Raw genomic sequence first — 15,402 nt, 5'->3', positions numbered from 1 at the left:
ACACAAGATAGACACGAGTACGATCAGGCACTCAAGAAGGGATAGTCGGTGTAGCCATGCTCGGTACCGCCGTAAAACGTTTTGGAATCAGCCTCATTGAGTGGAGCATTTTTTGCAAACCGCTCAACCAGATCCGGGTTGGCAATAAACGGAACACCATAAGCGACTGCATCTGCATGGCCACTGGCAATCGCCGCATTCCCGCGCGCCTTGTCATAACTCAGGTTTGCGATATAACCGCCCTTAAACAATTTACGCATCGCCGCAAAATCAAATGGCTCAGCTTTGCCACCGCCATGAATGCCCCCTTCCACCACATGCAGATAGGCCAGCTTGAAGCGATTCAGGGCATCCGTGACATGATTGAATGTTTGCTGCGCCTGGCTATCATGCATATCATTAAATGGGTTCACCGGTGACAAGCGCACCCCCACTTTGTCTGCGCCTATTGTATCCACCACCGCCTGCACCACCTCGAGCAGTAATCGCATACGGTTTTCTACCGGCCCGCCATATTGATCCTGGCGCTGATTGCTACCGTCGCGCAAAAACTGGTCTAGCAGATAACCATTGGCCGCATGCACTTCTACACCATCAAAACCCGCTGCAATGGCACATTTTGTGGCATGAATATAATCCTGCACGATGCCAGCCAATTCGGACACCTCCAGTGCGCGCGGGGTCACGTAATCTTGTAAACCCTGGTAGGTAAATGCCTGGCCGGCAGGCTTAATTGCTGAAGGCGCCACTGGCAATGCCTGATTGGGTAACAGGCTGGGGTGTGAAATACGGCCTACATGCCACAACTGAATGACGATTTTTCCGCCCTTGGCATGCACAGCATCAGTCACTTTTTTCCAACCAGCCACCTGCGCATCAGTATAAATGCCTGGCAAAGCAGGATAGCCATGCGCCATCGGTGAGATCGGGGTCGCTTCGGTAATAATCAGCCCGGCAGTCGCCCGCTGCTCATAATAGGTGACATTCATTGCTTGTGGTACACCGCCCTCGCCTGCACGGTTACGTGTCAGTGGGGCCATTGCAATACGGTTTTTGATCTCAATGCTGCCCAGTTTGCCCGGGGAAAATAAATCCAATGTCATACTCGCTCCTCATTCCCTGCATACAATAAACACTGCGCGGACAAAACGTCCGCGCATGGATTTAAAATTATTTTGCTTTCACACCTTCAACCAACAAGGTTATTTCAATGTCGTCACCGACCGGCGCATTTGCGCCCGTCGCCCAGCCAAAACCATAATCAGAAGCTTTGATGGTCAAATGCCCCTCAAAACCTGCGCGCTGGCCACCCCATGGATCGGCGCCATAGCCCAACACTTTCACGGGAATATCCACCAGTTTGGTCACGCCATGCATGGTCAGCTTACCCTGCATCACTGCCTGCGTCTGGTTGCTGGCCGTGATCTTGGTGCTCTCAAACAAAATCTGGGTATATTTGCCCACATCCAGATACTTATCCGCCTTGATATGTTCATCACGTTTGCCAAACCCAGTATTCACACTGCTGACATTGATCGCAGCACGTACGGTCGCCGTATTCAGATTGGTAGGATCCAGGGTAATGACGCCACTGACATCATTAAAAGTCCCTGAAGTTTTGGAAACAACATGACGGATACTGAAATTGGCAAAACTGTGGGTGCCATCGATATTGTAGGTATCGGTCACCGCCCAGGCCTGAGTAGCAATCATCAAGCCGAGCGTCAAAATTAACTTTTTCACTGAGTTCTCCTTGTTAGATCGTGAATTAGGATAGGTTTTTAATGAGGCCGTAGTTAAGCGGCTTTCGCAAAACGTAACGCAACACTGGCCACACGTTCACCCAGGTGCTCTGCCGTGAGCAGGTCACTCTGAATCGGCGCCAAGTCCGGGCCCTGGTCAGCATTCGCCTGCGCCATGGCACCTAAAAAGCTGCCCAGACGGTTTAAGTCGTTGACCGAACCATTACTGTTATTGTTCCCCGGCAGCAAATCCTGGCCCACCCAAATCATGCCATGCTGCGCGGCAAACACAGCCAACTGGATCAAGGTACTAAGCTTGTCACCACTCTGGCTGGCAGAAGTGGTAAAGCCAGCCGCAATCTTGTCTTTCCAGTCACGGGTATACCAAGCCTTGGAGCTCGCATCCATAAAAGTTTTAAACTGGCCTGAAGCCGAACCCATATAGGTTGGGCTGCCAAAGATAATGGCGTCGCTGGCCTTGAGCAGATCCCACTGCTGCTGCGCCTCATCCACAGTTAACAGATTGACGGTCACACCCGCAACCTTTTGCGCGCCACGGGCCACGGCTTTAGCTTGCTCAGCGGTATGACCATACCCACTGTGATAAACAATTGAAACTTGAGTCATGTCATTGCTCCTTTAAAAAATGTAAAACGATTATTCGACTATTTCAGGCAGATCAAACCATAATATTTCGCTGTCTTGCGCAGCAAGTATCGAGAGAGAAACCGGGGCATCTACCTTGAGAGCATCCCCAGTCTGCAACTGTTGACCATCGATCACCACTGCGCCGGCTGCAATATGGAGGTAAGCACAACGTCCCGCATTGACCTCAACCGGCAAAGCAGCCTCTGCTGTCAGTACCGTGGCATACAATGACAGATCCTGATGTACTTTTAATGACCCGGCGCGGGCATCAGACGAAGCAATCAAGGCCCAGCGGTTTTGCTTGTCAGCCAGCGGGATGGTTTTATCTTCATACGCCGGGGCCAAGCCTTGCGTATCAGGGGTGATCCAGATTTGTAGCAAATGGGCCGTGGTCTGCGAGGAGGCGTTCATCTCACTATGACGGATACCCGTCCCTGCACTCATGCGCTGTACATCCCCCGCGCGAATCACTGCGCTGTGGCCCATGCTGTCAGTATGGCGCAACTCACCCGCCAACATGTAGGTAATAATTTCCATGTCCTGGTGGCCATGCATACCAAATCCCGTGTCAGGGGCGATTTTGTCGTCATTGATCACCCGCAACACCGAGTAGCTCATATGCTCAGGGTCGTAATAACTGGCGAAAGAAAAACTGTGAAAGCTTTGTAACCAGCCATGATTAGCATAACCACGACTATTTGAAGGGCGAACATGCAACATTTATTCACTCCATTTGAAAGTTTAAATGTATGATAAAAAAACACTTAATCTTTAGATAGCAAAACATTTTGCATCACTTGTTCAGATTTTTTGATGAAGCTGTTAGCACTTAAACTGCGATGAACCACCCCGCCCTTTTTCAACCTTATCCCTTCAGCTATGGCCATTAAACTGAGTCTGGAAGCCCTTGAAGTCATTGATGCGATTGACCGCAAAGGCAGTTTTGCCGCCGCGGCAGAGTCGCTATACCGCGTCCCCTCGGCACTCACCTACACCATCCGCAGACTGGAAGAAGATTTGGGGCTGGAGCTTTTTGACCGCAGTGGCCACCGCGCCACGCTGACCGAAGCCGGTGCCGAACTGCTCAAAGAAGGCCGTTATTTGCTAGATGCCGCCCATGCGCTGGAGCGCCGCGTACAACGCGTTGCGACCGGTATTGAAACTGATATTGCCATTGCGATTAGCGATTTGTTCGACTTTGACCCGGTACTCAATCTGCTACAAGCCTTTTACCAGCAGGGCTTTGGCACCCGTGTGAAGCTGGTCCGTGAGGTCTATGGCGGGAGTTGGGATGCATTACAGACGGGGCGGGCTGATATCTCTATCGGCGCTCCAGGAGATGCGCCGCCTGGCGGCGGCTTCTCTACACATTTGCTCGGACAACTGGAATTTGTGTTTTCTGTGGCCCCGCATCATCCGCTTGCCGCATTACCAGAGCCGCTCAGCGCCAGTGATATTGTGCAGTATCGGGTTGTAGCGGCCGCAGACAGTTCACGCAACCTGCCCCCAAGGACCTCAGGCATTCTTTCTGGCCAGGATGTACTCACCGTGCCTGACATGCAGACAAAATTAAAGGCGCAAATGGCAGGAATTGCCATCGGCTATCTACCCAAATTTATGGCACAAGCGGCCGCTGCGCAGGGCAAACTTGTGCTAAAACAGGTATCAGAACCGAAACCGGTGGGGCCTACCTTTATTGCCTGGCGCCAACAGCGGCCCAGCGAAATGGGCAAAGCCATGCAATGGCTGCTCAAAGCCTGTTGCGAGATTCCACTGGAGCAATTGCTTAGCAAATGATTTATCATCCTTGCTGTCGCATTGATGGGATCCAATATGTCGCAAGAACAACTACCTGAAGAATTTGCACCACTCAACCGCATCGCCATCAAAGCCATGCTTTGGCTCAATGGGTTCGCGCATATTATTATCGGCCTTGCTCTGGCTACCTCTGTGCTGATGTTTACCTGGCTATTTTTCCTCGACGTGAAGGAAGCGGCTTACGCACACAATCTGGTTCATGGGTTTTTGCGTGCCTTGGGCACCTTGATGTTGCTGTGGTCAATCTCTGCCCTCATCTCGGCAGAAATTCGCTACCTGCGCGGCCACAAATTACTGGTAGAAACCTTTGTCGAGGTGGTGCTGGTCATGTTTTTGCGCAAACTGATTGTGCTACCTGTACAAGATGCCACACCGACTTATGAAGAAATCGCCATCTGGCTGGCCGGCGCATTTGTCATGGGCCTGGTGTACATACTGATCCGCCTCGCCGATAAAAATAGTAGTAGATAAGCATGCAAGACGAAGCATTTATGCGCATTGCCATCGCGCTGGCAAATGAGGCAGCAAACCTGGGCGAGGTCCCGGTCGGCGCGATTGTGGTCAAAGAGGGGCAGATTATCGGCAAAGGCCGCAACGCCCCCATCAGCCTCAATGACCCCACCGCCCATGCGGAAATCCAGGCCATGCGTGAAGCCGCGCAGCACTTAGGTAACTACAGACTGGTTGGCTGCACTTTATACGTCACCCTTGAGCCGTGTGCCATGTGTAGCGGCGCCATACAACATGCCAGAATTGCGCGCCTGATTTACGGTGCCAGCGACCCCAAAACGGGTTGTTGCGGCAGTGTAGTGAATTTGATGGCGGAGCAGAAACTCAATCACCACTGCGAAGTCAGTCACGGCGTCTTGGCTGATGAGTGTGGTGGGCTACTTAGCACGTTTTTCAAACAACGTAGATTAAAACAATCTAGCTAAAGAGTGATTAGCTTAAAGCTCTCCCTCCATCACTGACGAAATTCAGCTTAAGGGCGACGGATGTGTCCTTAGTTTTCCCAGTATTTAACAAAGCACCTCTCTAATACTCAGCTTGGTTATTTTTAACCACCATTTTATTAAATAAATGGCTGAAATTAGCCAAAATCTCCAAAAAACTCCTTTCCACCATAATCAAATATCAATATAGGTTATTGATATTATTCATAAAAATAAAAATAAAAATTAATGGAACAATATTTGCGATATGAAAATGTTTTTTTATAAAAACACTTTTATATTTCAGGGATAAAGAGATCAATAAATATGAAAAGAAATACTTTAAAGCCACTGGCACTTGCCATTATCAGTGCTTATGCTGCTCAAGCTGGATTTACAAAAGCAGACACAGTAGACTTGGGTAACGTGGAGGTAATTAGCACCACTCCATTAAAGAGCATTGGTGTTCCTGTCGAACAAATTCCGGCTGCAGTACAAACTGTCAAAGCAAAAGATATTGAAAAATCACAATCTTTAGATATTACCGATTACATGAATCGCAATATGCGAGGTGTTTATGTAAATGAGGTACAAAACAATCCATTACAGCCTGACTTGAACTATCGTGGTTTTACTGCTTCTCCTTTACTTGGTACACCACAAGGATTGTCTGTATACATGGATGGTGTGCGCATGAACCAAGCGTTTGGCGATATCGTAAGCTGGGATTTGATACCTAGAATTGCGATTCAAGGTATGCAGATGATGCCTGGCTCAAATCCATTGTTCGGCTTAAATACTTTAGGCGGCGCCCTCTCCATTCAAACCAAAGATGGCAGGAGTGCACCTGGTGGAGCAGTCCAAACAACATTAGGCAGTTATGGCCGCAAAGTCGGTGAGTTTGAATATGGTAGCATCAAAGACAATATTGACTACTATGTTGCCGGTTCATTTTTCGACGAAAATGGTTGGCGTGAAAAATCCGAGTCTGATTACCAGCAACTGTTTGGTAAATTAGGCTGGCATGGCGAGAAAACCGATTTAAAACTGACCTATGCTTTCGCCAATACAGACCTGAACGGAAACGGTTTGGTCCCTGAGAGCTTTGCCCGTCGTGACTACAATAGTGTATATACGTACCCAGATAATACAAAAAACAAATCTCACTTTGCAAACTTAGAGTGGTCACATTACTTCACCGATAATGTGCAACTTACAGGCAACACGTACTACAGAAATATTAAGTCGCGTACTTACAATGGTGATATCAACGATGAGTCATTGCCAGAATTTGTTGGTGATGGTGGTCAACGCGTTCTTCCTACAACATTCGCTGCTAACAGCCCTTATACACTTGCGGGTAATCAACTAGCTTGCCGACAGCAACTGAGTGCTGGTGGAGAGCCAGGCGAAAAATGCACAGGCATTATTAACCGTACACGAACGGAAACTGACAATATGGGTATATTTGGTCAAGTTTCAGTCTCCAATACCTTATTTGATAAAGATAACAAGTTTATTGTTGGAAGCGGCGTAGACTATAGTCGAATTAAGTTTAATCAGTCGGCTGAGTATGGTTCTATTGATGCTGATAGAGGGATTGTAGGTTCTGGATTTTATGCCAACGCGTCTACACTTGGAAATCTTGACGGCAAGCTGGATGATCGAAGTGCGAAACTTAAAAGTAATGTGGCCACTTGGAGTCTATTTGGAACAGATACATTAGCATTGATGGATAATTTGCATCTGACAATGTCAGGCCGATATAACTATACGACTATCAGAAACAAAGATGGTCAACTTCATCCAAATGCTGGCGACCCTGATGGTAACGGTCCTCAACCATTCCAGATTCTACCTGGCGAAGATGAAAATGCTTCATTAAGTGGAAAACATAACTTCCACCGCTTCAATCCAGCGATTGGTCTGACCTACAGTCCACTTCCTAACCTGAACACCTATATTGGCTACAATGAAGGTAGTCGTGCACCAACTTCGATTGAATTGAGCTGCGCCAACCCCGATGCCCCATGTAGCTTACCTAACTCATTTGCAGGTGATCCTCCACTTAAACAGGTGGTATCTAAAACTTGGGAGGCAGGTCTGAGAGGTAACAATTCTGGCGTTTTCTGGTCTGCAGGGCTCTTCCATACCCGCAATCAGGATGATATCTTGTTTGTAGCGGCCAATGCCAGCCAAGGCTATTTCCAAAACTTTGGTCAAACCTTACGTCAAGGTTTTGAGGGCTCGATTGCAACCAGCTTCGACGCTCTCAATGTAGGGGCTAACTATACCTTCTTGGACGCAACCTATCAGAGTGCTCAAACATTGATTGGCAATACGAATAGCAGTCAAGACGCTAATCATGAAATAAGCATTAAATCAGGTGATCGTATTCCTTTAATTCCAAGAAACATTCTCAAAGTTTATGCCGATTATCGAATCAATGATCAGTTTAGCGTAGGGATTAACAGTCTTTCAGTTTCTGGCACAAACATTCGTGGCAATGATAATGGCGATCACAAAGCGGGAGGCTCATATCGTGGGGATGGTGAAATCGCTGGATACACCATCTTTAATGCGACGACAACCTATCGTATAAAGCCTGAATGGATTATGTTCGCAAGAGTAAACAACATCTTCGACAAAGAGTATGCAACAGCAGGCCAGTTAGGACAAAATCCTTTCAATAACGCTGGGACATTAAACTTAGCCTCACGAAGAACCACCTCAGTAGGTGAAGACTTTATTGCTCCTGGGGCTCCACGTACTGCTTGGATTGGCGTTCGTTATGAGTTTGGTGGTAAGAAATCCGTTGCCGCGTACGACAAAGACTAAGCTTCAAACAACATTAGTCTAATATTTATTAATTGACGCTTTTGCCAGGTCAATTCATCGCCCGATGAGCATCATCGGGCGTTTTTATTTTGTCGATTAAATGCTTAAAAACTGATTATCAACTAGCGCTAGCTTAATAACTCTAGTCATTGCCAATGGCAGAATTACCGCTCAACCCAAGCCTTTGCTCATATCTAGAATACTTAATAATTAATTCACGACTAAATGCGAATGCACCTTGCCTGCATGACAACCTATTAAAATTCAAGATGTTTCATGTGAGTCACGACTAACTAAGTCGCTATAGATATTTTTATTAAACGGTTAATTTACCGCACCCAAAACACAGATTATTTTCCTAGCTTGATATCACAAAAGACTAGGCCTGCTGTTGGTCATACCAACAGCAGGCCTAAAGACTGAAAACCAGAGTTATCTGAGAGTATTAACTTTAGTCGCGGTTGCCTAATACTGCCAACAAGATATTCAACAGGTTCACAAACAGGTTGTAGATATCCAGATACAGATTCAAGGTCGCCATCACATAGTTGGTCTGACCGCCGCGCACGATCTGGTTCACGTCGTACAAAATGTAGCCGGAGAAAATCAGCACTGAGACACCAGAGATTGCTAATGACAAGGCTGGAAGCTGGAAGTACATATTCGCCAAACCAGCGACAATGGCCAGAATCAGACCTATCATCAGGAACTTGCCGATACCGCTGAAGTCACGGGCTGGGGAAGAACCAATGCCAGCCAAGCTTAAGAAAGTGATCCCAGTCCCGGCAGCAGCCAAGCCTACAATTTCAGCGCCGTTGCGCAGATGCAGGGCAAATTGCAGGATAGGGCCAAGCATCACACCAAAGACAAACGTCAGTGCCAACAACAACCACACGCCTACACCGCTGTTCTGGTTAACCGCAATCAGTTTAAACATACCAAACATGACAGCCATAAAACCGATAAAGAACATGAACGGGTGTGCCGCCATCCAGCCAAAATTCATCTGCAGGCCAACATAGGCACCGATCACGGTTGGCACCATGCTCAAACCCAGCAAGGCGTATGTATTGCGCAGTACGCGATTTTGCGTTTCGGATAATTGACCGTCACGACCTAAAACTTGCATATCTGACATAGTGTATTTCCTCTTTTCAATTAAAACTAAAAACAGCTTCTGTAGTTAAGATAATGGCAAACACCTAAAGTTTCAAGGCTTTGCGTGACATTTGTATGAACAATCGTTCAGTTTACAGCTTCCACAGCCCGTAAATGACTGACGCAATCAGCACGATGCGCGTGATTTGATAAACGGTTTTATTCCACTTTTTAAAACGGCGGCGGTACTGACCGATCACCCAGGCATAATGGAACAGACGGTTAATGACGCCGGTCTGGTCCCCGGCTTCATTTGGCGAGCTGGCCGCAGTAACGATGGTATTGGCCAGAAAGCGGTTGACTGTCTGCGCCCAGCGGTAGCGCATGGGGCGCTCGATATCGCAAAACAGAATCACACGCGTTTCATCGGTCTTGTTATAGGCTTCATGGATATAGGTTTCATCAAACATGACGGCCTGCCCATCGCGCCAGCTGTAGTCCTCGCCATCGACGCGGATAAAACACTGATCGTCATTAGGGGTGGCAAGCCCTAGATGAAAGCGCAAAGAGCCAGCATAGGGATCACGGTGCGGACGAAGATGCGCGCCAGGCGGCAGCTCGGCAAACATGGCGGCTTTGACGCTAGGGATGCTTTGCAGTAAGGCGACTGTTTTTGGGCAGTAAATGCTGGCAGAAGGATGATGTGCGTCATACCACTTGAGGTAAAAACGCTTCCAGCCAGTTTTAAAGAATGAGTTAAACCCGGCATCGTTATTGGTTTTGGCCGCAGCAATGCGCTCCTGTTCGCGTACATACAACGCTTCTTCACGGATCTCTTGCCAGTGGTCGGTGATCGCTTTCAGTTCCGGGAAGTCATGCACCGGCAAATACGGCGTGGTCGGCGCTTTGGAGAAAAGGTATAAAAATACATTGAATGGCGAAACAATGCCGGAATGGTCAAATATCTGGCGATAAAAGCGGTGCCTGACCTTGCCCCTGAAGTGCACATAACTGACCGAAGCCAAGAAAATGCCAAGAATGATCCATTTCATAATTGATACCGATGTTTACGCCTTGATTAGATTGTCATCAATAATTGTCTAGCTTACCGCAACCGTTCGGCTTCAAGCAAACAAATCCGCCTCTTTTTGACCGACCATGGCCACACGCTTGACCGCTTCTACATAGGCCGCAGACTCACGTAATGCCACCATATCCTGCGGATGATGACCGCCATGCATACGTGCCAGGCGTGCAATACTTTGTGCAGAAATCTTCCACGTTAACTTGTTCAACAACTCATCGGCCAAGTCCGGGCGGTTGCATAACAACACCATATCGCACCCGGCGTTCAAGGCAGCCATGGTCCGTGCAGTGACGTCACCTGCCACGGTGGCGCCCTCCATACTTAAGTCATCACTGAAAATCACACCATTAAAGCCCAAGCGCTCACGCAGCACCTTTTGCAGCCAGCGGGACGAGAAACCGGCCGGTTTATCATCGACCTTGGGATAAATCACATGTGCGGGCATCACCGCATGCAAGCCCTCGTCTATCATGCGTACAAACGGCTGCATGTCGTTTTGTGCAATCTGGTCAAACTCGCGGTCATCCACCGGAATGCTCACATGCGAATCAGCCACCACAAAACCATGCCCGGGGAAATGTTTGCCCACCGCAGCCATGCCGGCTTTTTTCAGGCCTTGCATCAGGCTAAACGCCAGCTCATTAATCGCCTGCGGATCACGGTGAAACGCGCGATCCCCAATCACCAGGCTGTCGCCATAGTCCATATCCAGCACTGGCGTAAAGCTGAAATCCACGCCATGCGCCCGTAACTCTGCGCCCAGCACATACCCTGCCTCTACCGCCAGCTCTTTCGCTTTGCGTGGGTGTTTGTCCCAAATATGGCCAAACTCGCGCATGGGCGGGATTTTGGTAAAGCCTTCTCGGAAGCGCTGCACCCGGCCGCCTTCATGATCCACGGCAATCAGCAGCGGCGGCTGACGCACCGCATGTATACTGGCTGTGAGCGCCTTGAGCTGCGCGCAACTCTCAAAGTTACGCGCAAACAGAATCACCCCGCCGACTAGCGGATGTTGCAAGCGGCGGATATCGTCGGCGGTGAGTTCCTTGCCGACCACATCCAGCATGACGGGACCTAAAGACATAACAAATTCCTATTATTCAAAATTCAAACGCATTTTAACCGATAAAGACTGGTTACTTCTTTGGCACGGGCAGCATATAACGGATCCGATTGATCGCTGGCCTTGGCATGTGTTGGCGCAATATCCAGCTTGTCGACCACCTGCAACCCTGCTTCATGGATCCATGTATTTAAGGCCTCAGGCTGGCGCAAGCCAATCTGCTCAGCCAAATTAGACATTATCAGCCACCCCTCGCCCTCAGGATTTAAATGCGCTTTCAAGCCACTTAAAAAGCCTTTCAGCATCTTGCTTTCGGGGTCATACACGGCATGCTCAATCGGCGCATTCGCTTTGGCAGGTAGCCAGGGAGGATTACAGACAATCAGGTCCGCACTACCCGCTGGAAACAAGTCTGCCTGCATGACTTGAATATGGCTTTGCATATTCAACCGCTGGATGTTTTCGGTGGCACACGTCAATGCTCGCGGCTGGTTGTCCGTTGCGACGACTTGCTTGACGCCCCGCGCTACTAAAATGGCGGCAATCACCCCCGTGCCGGTACCAATATCCCAGGCCACCTGCGGACTACTAAGCGGCGCCTGGTCAATGAGGTCGAGATACTCACCACGTACGGGCGAATACACCCCGTAATGCGCATGTATATTGGCATTCAGCGCATGAATCGGCACGCCTTTTTTACGCCATTCATGCGCGCCCACCATGCCTAGCAACTCACGCAATGAGAGCACAAGTCTTGCAGGCAGTTTGCCTGTGTTGTCATCCACAATCAAAGCCGCCTGCACAGCCGCTTTAACGTCTGGCGCACGCGGTAAATCGCAGGCACCATATTTAAGCTCGATTAATACTTTATTCGTAATATTGGCACGACCGATCTGGCGCGCGCGATGCTGGTGAAACGCTTCCAGCAGGCTAGCCGCCGGTTTGACTGGTTTTCGGTCTACACGCCGCGTAATCGCTTGCAGCAATTGCTTGGCATTTTGAAAGTCACCGCGATATAGCAAGGCGGTGCCCTCACACGCCAGACGGTAGGCTTCATCCGCTTTGGTGGTGTCGTCTGCAATCACCACGGCTTTGGGCGCAGGGTTACCCGCTTCTGACTGCCAGTCAGCGGCTTGTGTTTTGTTTTTTTCGTACCAGTTAATCAGGGTCAATGGGGTTCCGATAATCAGAAGTTGTCAAAGGTAGCCAGTTTAAAGCTTAAACGGGCTAAAGTCGGTATGGGTATCGTAATAGTCTTCTTTTTCTGCCCGTTTGAGAAAAGCGACGATTTTATAGGTGACTGGCGTAAAAGCGACTTCTACCAGCACTTTGGCCGTAAATTGCGCCAGCACAATTTGCGGCATCATGGCATCTGGGAATTCGCCTGAGCCATAAAAGGCCAGCGGAAAAAATAACATGGTATCAACCGCCTCGCCAAAAATGGTCGAGCCTATGGTGCGGCTCCATAACCAGCGGCCACTGGTCAACACTTTCATTTTGGCCAGGACAAAGGAATTCACAAACTCACCGGCCACAAAAGACACCAGCGAAGCCAGCGCTATGCGGGCGGTCGAGCCAAACACAGATTGATAGGCCGCCTGATCATGCCAGTCCGGTGCGGGCGGCAAGGCCACAATCACCCAGGCCATCAGGCTGGCAAAAGCCAGGCAGATAAAGCCGGTCCAAATGACGCGACGCGAGGCGGCATAGCCATACACCTCAGTGAGGATATCGCCAAAAATAAAACTGATGGGGAAAAACATGATGCCCGCGCCAAACGTGAGTGCACCCAGCACAGGGGCGTGGATTTCAGTGATTTTACCGGGGCCGATCAGGTTGGAACAAACCAGCACGACCGCAAATGCGGCCATGATCAGATCGTAATAACGGTATTGTTTTTTCATGCTTGCACTCCCTGACGCACATCCAGCTTGTCCCGCAAGACGTCCCCCCCCAAGTTAATTGCCAGGATCAGGCTCATCATGCACACGCCTACGGTCAACACATAATGGGGGGCGACCAGCATAAAGCGCACCGCATCACGCAACATGGCACCCCAGGAGGCTTCCGGGGCCTGAATCCCCAGGCCAAGAAAGGACAGCGAAGCTTCGGCAATCATGACACTGGCCATGCTGTAGGCAGCCTCAACCATTAAAATGGACAGCAATAGCGGCAAGATGTGGCGCAACATGATACGCCATGCGCCAGCGCCTAATGACTCGGCCGCCAGCACATGCAGGCGCTGGCGTAGTGCCAGAGCTTGCCCGCGCGATAGTCTGGCGTAGGTCACCCAGCCGGTCAGACACAAGGCCAGGATCAGGTTATTGAGACCCGCACCCAGCACGGCGGCAAACGCAATCGCCAGCAAGATCCCGGGAAACGCCAGAAAAATACTGGTGATTTGCATGAGTACATCATCCAGTCTGCCGCCATGATACCCGGCCAGCAAACCTATCGTCAGCCCTATCGCCATGGTCATGGTCGTCACGATCACCGTCACCATGAATGACACTTCTACGCCATGTAACACGCGCGCCAGAATGTCACGGCCCAGGTCATCAGTTCCCAGCCAGTGCTGTGCACTTGGCCATTGTAAAATCGCATCCAGATCAATCTGGTTGGGGCTCATCTCGACCAGGCGACCAAGTAGTACCGCCAGCAGCCAAAACGCCAGGGTCAACAGCGAAAAGGTTTTCATACCTGACCTCGCGTGCGTGGATCCAGCCAGCGATAGGCCAAATCTGTGCCCTGGTTAATCACCACATAGCTCAATGCAATCACCAGCACACAGGCTTGCGTCACCGGGTAGTCGCGTTTTTCTATGCTATCCACCAGCAGGCGGCCGACGCCATTCCAGCCAAAAATGGTTTCTGTGATCACCGCCCCGGCCAGCAAACTGCCCATTTGCAGACCGACAATAGTCACCAGCGGCAGCAAGGCCGCCCGCAGGGCATGTTTAAGGACCACTTGTTGCTCGCTTAAGCCTTTGGCGCGCGCCGTGCGGATATAGTCCTCATGCAGGACCTCGAGCAAGCTGGTGCGTGTCATGCGCGTGAGAATGGCACTTAAGCCCAAACCCAGGGTCAGCGCGGGCAACACCACACTTGCCGCGCTTTCCATCCCGCTCACGGGCAACCAGCCCAGCCAGACGGCAAATACCAGCATGAGTAACGGCCCTAGCCAAAATGCCGGCATTGCCGCCACACGGATACTGAACAAGGTGATCATCACGTCTTGCCAGTGTCCTGCCTTCAGTGCAGACCAGACGCCCATCGGAACACCAATGCTGATGCCTATGCACAAGGCCGACACCGCCAATAGCATGGTCGCTGGATAGGTTTGCAGCAACAAGGTTGAAATATCGGTATGCGTGTGTATGGAGACACCAAAGTCACCGTGCAAGAGATGGGCGGTATATTGCAAAAACTGCTGCCACATTGGCTGATTCAGGCCGAGTTCTGCTTTGAGCGCGTCGCGGTCGGCCACACTGGCAGACTCGCCCAGCATGACATCCACCGGATCGCCCGGCACCAGATGTAGTAGCAGGAATGTCAGGCAGAGCACCCCGAGCACCACAGGCAGCAATGTCAATAAACGCTTAATCATCCGCCTCGTGCAGATGGACTGGGGTACCCACAGGCACCAGATCAAATAACTCAATCAGGTCAGTATTGCGCATGCGTACACAACCGTGCGAACCGGGCTTGCCGAGCTCGGTGCTATCAGGCGTGCCATGAATGTAAATATACCGCTGCATGGTGTCTACTTCTCCGAGGCGGTTTTTACCTGGCTCGGTACCACTGAGCCATAAAATGCGGGTTAGAATCCAGTCACGTTCAGGAAACGCCTGTTTCAAGGCTGGTGTAAAAATCTCTCCCGTGGGCCGGCGGCCAACGAATACGGTGTTTTCCGGCGCACCCTCGCCAATTTTGGCGCGAACAATATGGGTGCCTAGCGGTGTACAACCGCTGTTTTTGACACAGCCTACCCCATTCGCCGCCGTTGACACTGCGTACTGTTTGCGCGGCTGGCCTTGGTCATCAAACAAGGTCAGTGTTTGCGCCGGAATTGAAATATCAATATACATAGTTATTATTCTAAGGCATTTAATCGCAATTGCATGGCCGTTGACCGCAGATTTGCAAGTCGAGCGTCTGCGGCAATATAAATTGCATT

General features: G+C 50.0%; 16 protein-coding genes. 4 read left to right on the top strand and 12 right to left on the bottom strand.

The window, feature by feature from the left end; translation table 11 throughout:
- Positions 1-23: 23 nt before the first annotated feature.
- The 4 genes from ACT53C_RS08375 to ACT53C_RS08360 form a co-directional block, all read right to left on the bottom strand.
- Entirely contained in the window at positions 24-1,103 is a 1,080-nt protein-coding gene (locus ACT53C_RS08375; RefSeq protein WP_313988362.1) for an alkene reductase, read from the bottom strand.
- A 67-nt stretch (positions 1,104-1,170) separates the two neighbouring features.
- Positions 1,171-1,743: a YceI family protein gene (locus tag ACT53C_RS08370; RefSeq protein WP_338654752.1), complete on the bottom strand. Its 573-nt coding sequence runs from the start codon at positions 1,741-1,743 to the stop codon at positions 1,171-1,173.
- 53 nt (positions 1,744-1,796) lie between these two features.
- Positions 1,797-2,369, bottom strand: coding sequence for a flavodoxin family protein (locus ACT53C_RS08365; protein ID WP_194748181.1), 573 nt, complete (start codon positions 2,367-2,369; stop codon positions 1,797-1,799).
- Between the two features lie 30 nt (positions 2,370-2,399).
- Positions 2,400-3,110 carry a pirin family protein gene (locus ACT53C_RS08360; protein ID WP_476145537.1) on the bottom strand — a complete coding sequence of 237 codons (711 nt, stop codon included), beginning with the start codon at positions 3,108-3,110 and terminating at the stop codon, positions 2,400-2,402.
- A gap of 159 nt (positions 3,111-3,269) precedes the next feature.
- On the opposite strand from ACT53C_RS08360, the gene ACT53C_RS08355 reads away from it, so the two are divergent.
- The 4 genes from ACT53C_RS08355 (at position 3,270) to ACT53C_RS08340 (ending at position 7,978) form a co-directional block, all read left to right on the top strand.
- Complete coding sequence (locus ACT53C_RS08355; protein ID WP_379075544.1) at positions 3,270-4,187, top strand: LysR family transcriptional regulator; 918 nt, start codon at positions 3,270-3,272, stop codon at positions 4,185-4,187.
- Between the two features lie 36 nt (positions 4,188-4,223).
- On the top strand, positions 4,224-4,679 hold the full coding sequence (locus ACT53C_RS08350) for a phosphate-starvation-inducible PsiE family protein (protein WP_194748184.1): 456 nt from the start codon (positions 4,224-4,226) through the stop codon (positions 4,677-4,679).
- A gap of 2 nt (positions 4,680-4,681) precedes the next feature.
- Entirely contained in the window at positions 4,682-5,143 is a 462-nt protein-coding gene (tadA, locus tag ACT53C_RS08345; RefSeq protein ID WP_476145536.1) for a tRNA adenosine(34) deaminase TadA, read from the top strand.
- 324 nt (positions 5,144-5,467) lie between these two features.
- Positions 5,468-7,978, top strand: coding sequence for a TonB-dependent receptor (locus ACT53C_RS08340; protein ID WP_476145535.1), 2,511 nt, complete (start codon positions 5,468-5,470; stop codon positions 7,976-7,978).
- 451 nt (positions 7,979-8,429) lie between these two features.
- Here the strand turns inward: ACT53C_RS08340 and ACT53C_RS08335 are convergent, their stop codons facing one another.
- From ACT53C_RS08335 to ACT53C_RS08300, 8 genes are all read right to left on the bottom strand, one after another.
- Positions 8,430-9,116 (bottom strand): Bax inhibitor-1/YccA family protein, encoded by a 687-nt coding sequence (locus ACT53C_RS08335; protein ID WP_476145534.1) that lies wholly within the window; start codon positions 9,114-9,116, stop codon positions 8,430-8,432.
- Positions 9,117-9,228: 112 nt separating this feature from the next.
- Entirely contained in the window at positions 9,229-10,128 is a 900-nt protein-coding gene (lpxO, locus tag ACT53C_RS08330) for a lipid A hydroxylase LpxO (protein ID WP_476145533.1), read from the bottom strand.
- A gap of 72 nt (positions 10,129-10,200) precedes the next feature.
- On the bottom strand, positions 10,201-11,247 hold the full coding sequence (gene nagZ, locus ACT53C_RS08325; RefSeq protein WP_476145532.1) for a beta-N-acetylhexosaminidase: 1,047 nt from the start codon (positions 11,245-11,247) through the stop codon (positions 10,201-10,203).
- 23 nt (positions 11,248-11,270) lie between these two features.
- Complete coding sequence (locus tag ACT53C_RS08320) at positions 11,271-12,398, bottom strand: methyltransferase (RefSeq protein ID WP_476145531.1); 1,128 nt, start codon at positions 12,396-12,398, stop codon at positions 11,271-11,273.
- 39 nt (positions 12,399-12,437) lie between these two features.
- Complete coding sequence (locus tag ACT53C_RS08315; protein WP_194748192.1) at positions 12,438-13,130, bottom strand: queuosine precursor transporter; 693 nt, start codon at positions 13,128-13,130, stop codon at positions 12,438-12,440.
- Positions 13,127-13,924: an ABC transporter permease gene (locus ACT53C_RS08310; protein ID WP_476145530.1), complete on the bottom strand. Its 798-nt coding sequence runs from the start codon at positions 13,922-13,924 to the stop codon at positions 13,127-13,129. The genes ACT53C_RS08315 and ACT53C_RS08310 overlap by 4 nt, the downstream gene beginning before the upstream one ends.
- Positions 13,921-14,832 carry a nickel ABC transporter permease gene (nikB, locus tag ACT53C_RS08305; RefSeq protein ID WP_476145529.1) on the bottom strand — a complete coding sequence of 304 codons (912 nt, stop codon included), beginning with the start codon at positions 14,830-14,832 and terminating at the stop codon, positions 13,921-13,923. Before nikB ends, ACT53C_RS08310 begins: the two co-directional genes overlap by 4 nt.
- Positions 14,825-15,313 (bottom strand): L,D-transpeptidase family protein, encoded by a 489-nt coding sequence (locus tag ACT53C_RS08300; RefSeq protein WP_379075515.1) that lies wholly within the window; start codon positions 15,311-15,313, stop codon positions 14,825-14,827. Before ACT53C_RS08300 ends, nikB begins: the two co-directional genes overlap by 8 nt.
- Positions 15,314-15,402: the final 89 nt, after the last annotated feature.

The sequence above is a fragment of the Methylophilus sp. DMC14 genome, assembly GCF_056314085.1.
This window is presented reverse-complemented; position numbering and strand designations above follow the sequence as displayed.

Bases quoted from the DNA above. Each gene is read 5' to 3' on its own strand.
- ACT53C_RS08375 (WP_313988362.1), bottom strand. From the start codon at position 1,103: ATGACATTGGATTTATTTTCCCCGGGCAAACTGGGCAGCATTGAGATC.
- ACT53C_RS08365 (WP_194748181.1), bottom strand. From the start codon at position 2,369: ATGACTCAAGTTTCAATTGTTTATCACAGTGGGTATGGTCATACCGCT.
- ACT53C_RS08360 (WP_476145537.1), bottom strand. From the start codon at position 3,110: ATGTTGCATGTTCGCCCTTCAAATAGTCGTGGTTATGCTAATCATGGC.
- ACT53C_RS08355 (WP_379075544.1), top strand. From the start codon at position 3,270: ATGGCCATTAAACTGAGTCTGGAAGCCCTTGAAGTCATTGATGCGATT.
- ACT53C_RS08350 (WP_194748184.1), top strand. From the start codon at position 4,224: ATGTCGCAAGAACAACTACCTGAAGAATTTGCACCACTCAACCGCATC.
- tadA (WP_476145536.1), top strand. From the start codon at position 4,682: ATGCAAGACGAAGCATTTATGCGCATTGCCATCGCGCTGGCAAATGAG.
- ACT53C_RS08340 (WP_476145535.1), top strand. From the start codon at position 5,468: ATGAAAAGAAATACTTTAAAGCCACTGGCACTTGCCATTATCAGTGCT.
- ACT53C_RS08335 (WP_476145534.1), bottom strand. From the start codon at position 9,116: ATGTCAGATATGCAAGTTTTAGGTCGTGACGGTCAATTATCCGAAACG.
- lpxO (WP_476145533.1), bottom strand. From the start codon at position 10,128: ATGAAATGGATCATTCTTGGCATTTTCTTGGCTTCGGTCAGTTATGTG.
- nagZ (WP_476145532.1), bottom strand. From the start codon at position 11,247: ATGTCTTTAGGTCCCGTCATGCTGGATGTGGTCGGCAAGGAACTCACC.
- ACT53C_RS08315 (WP_194748192.1), bottom strand. From the start codon at position 13,130: ATGAAAAAACAATACCGTTATTACGATCTGATCATGGCCGCATTTGCG.
- ACT53C_RS08310 (WP_476145530.1), bottom strand. From the start codon at position 13,924: ATGAAAACCTTTTCGCTGTTGACCCTGGCGTTTTGGCTGCTGGCGGTA.
- nikB (WP_476145529.1), bottom strand. From the start codon at position 14,832: ATGATTAAGCGTTTATTGACATTGCTGCCTGTGGTGCTCGGGGTGCTC.
- ACT53C_RS08300 (WP_379075515.1), bottom strand. From the start codon at position 15,313: ATGTATATTGATATTTCAATTCCGGCGCAAACACTGACCTTGTTTGAT.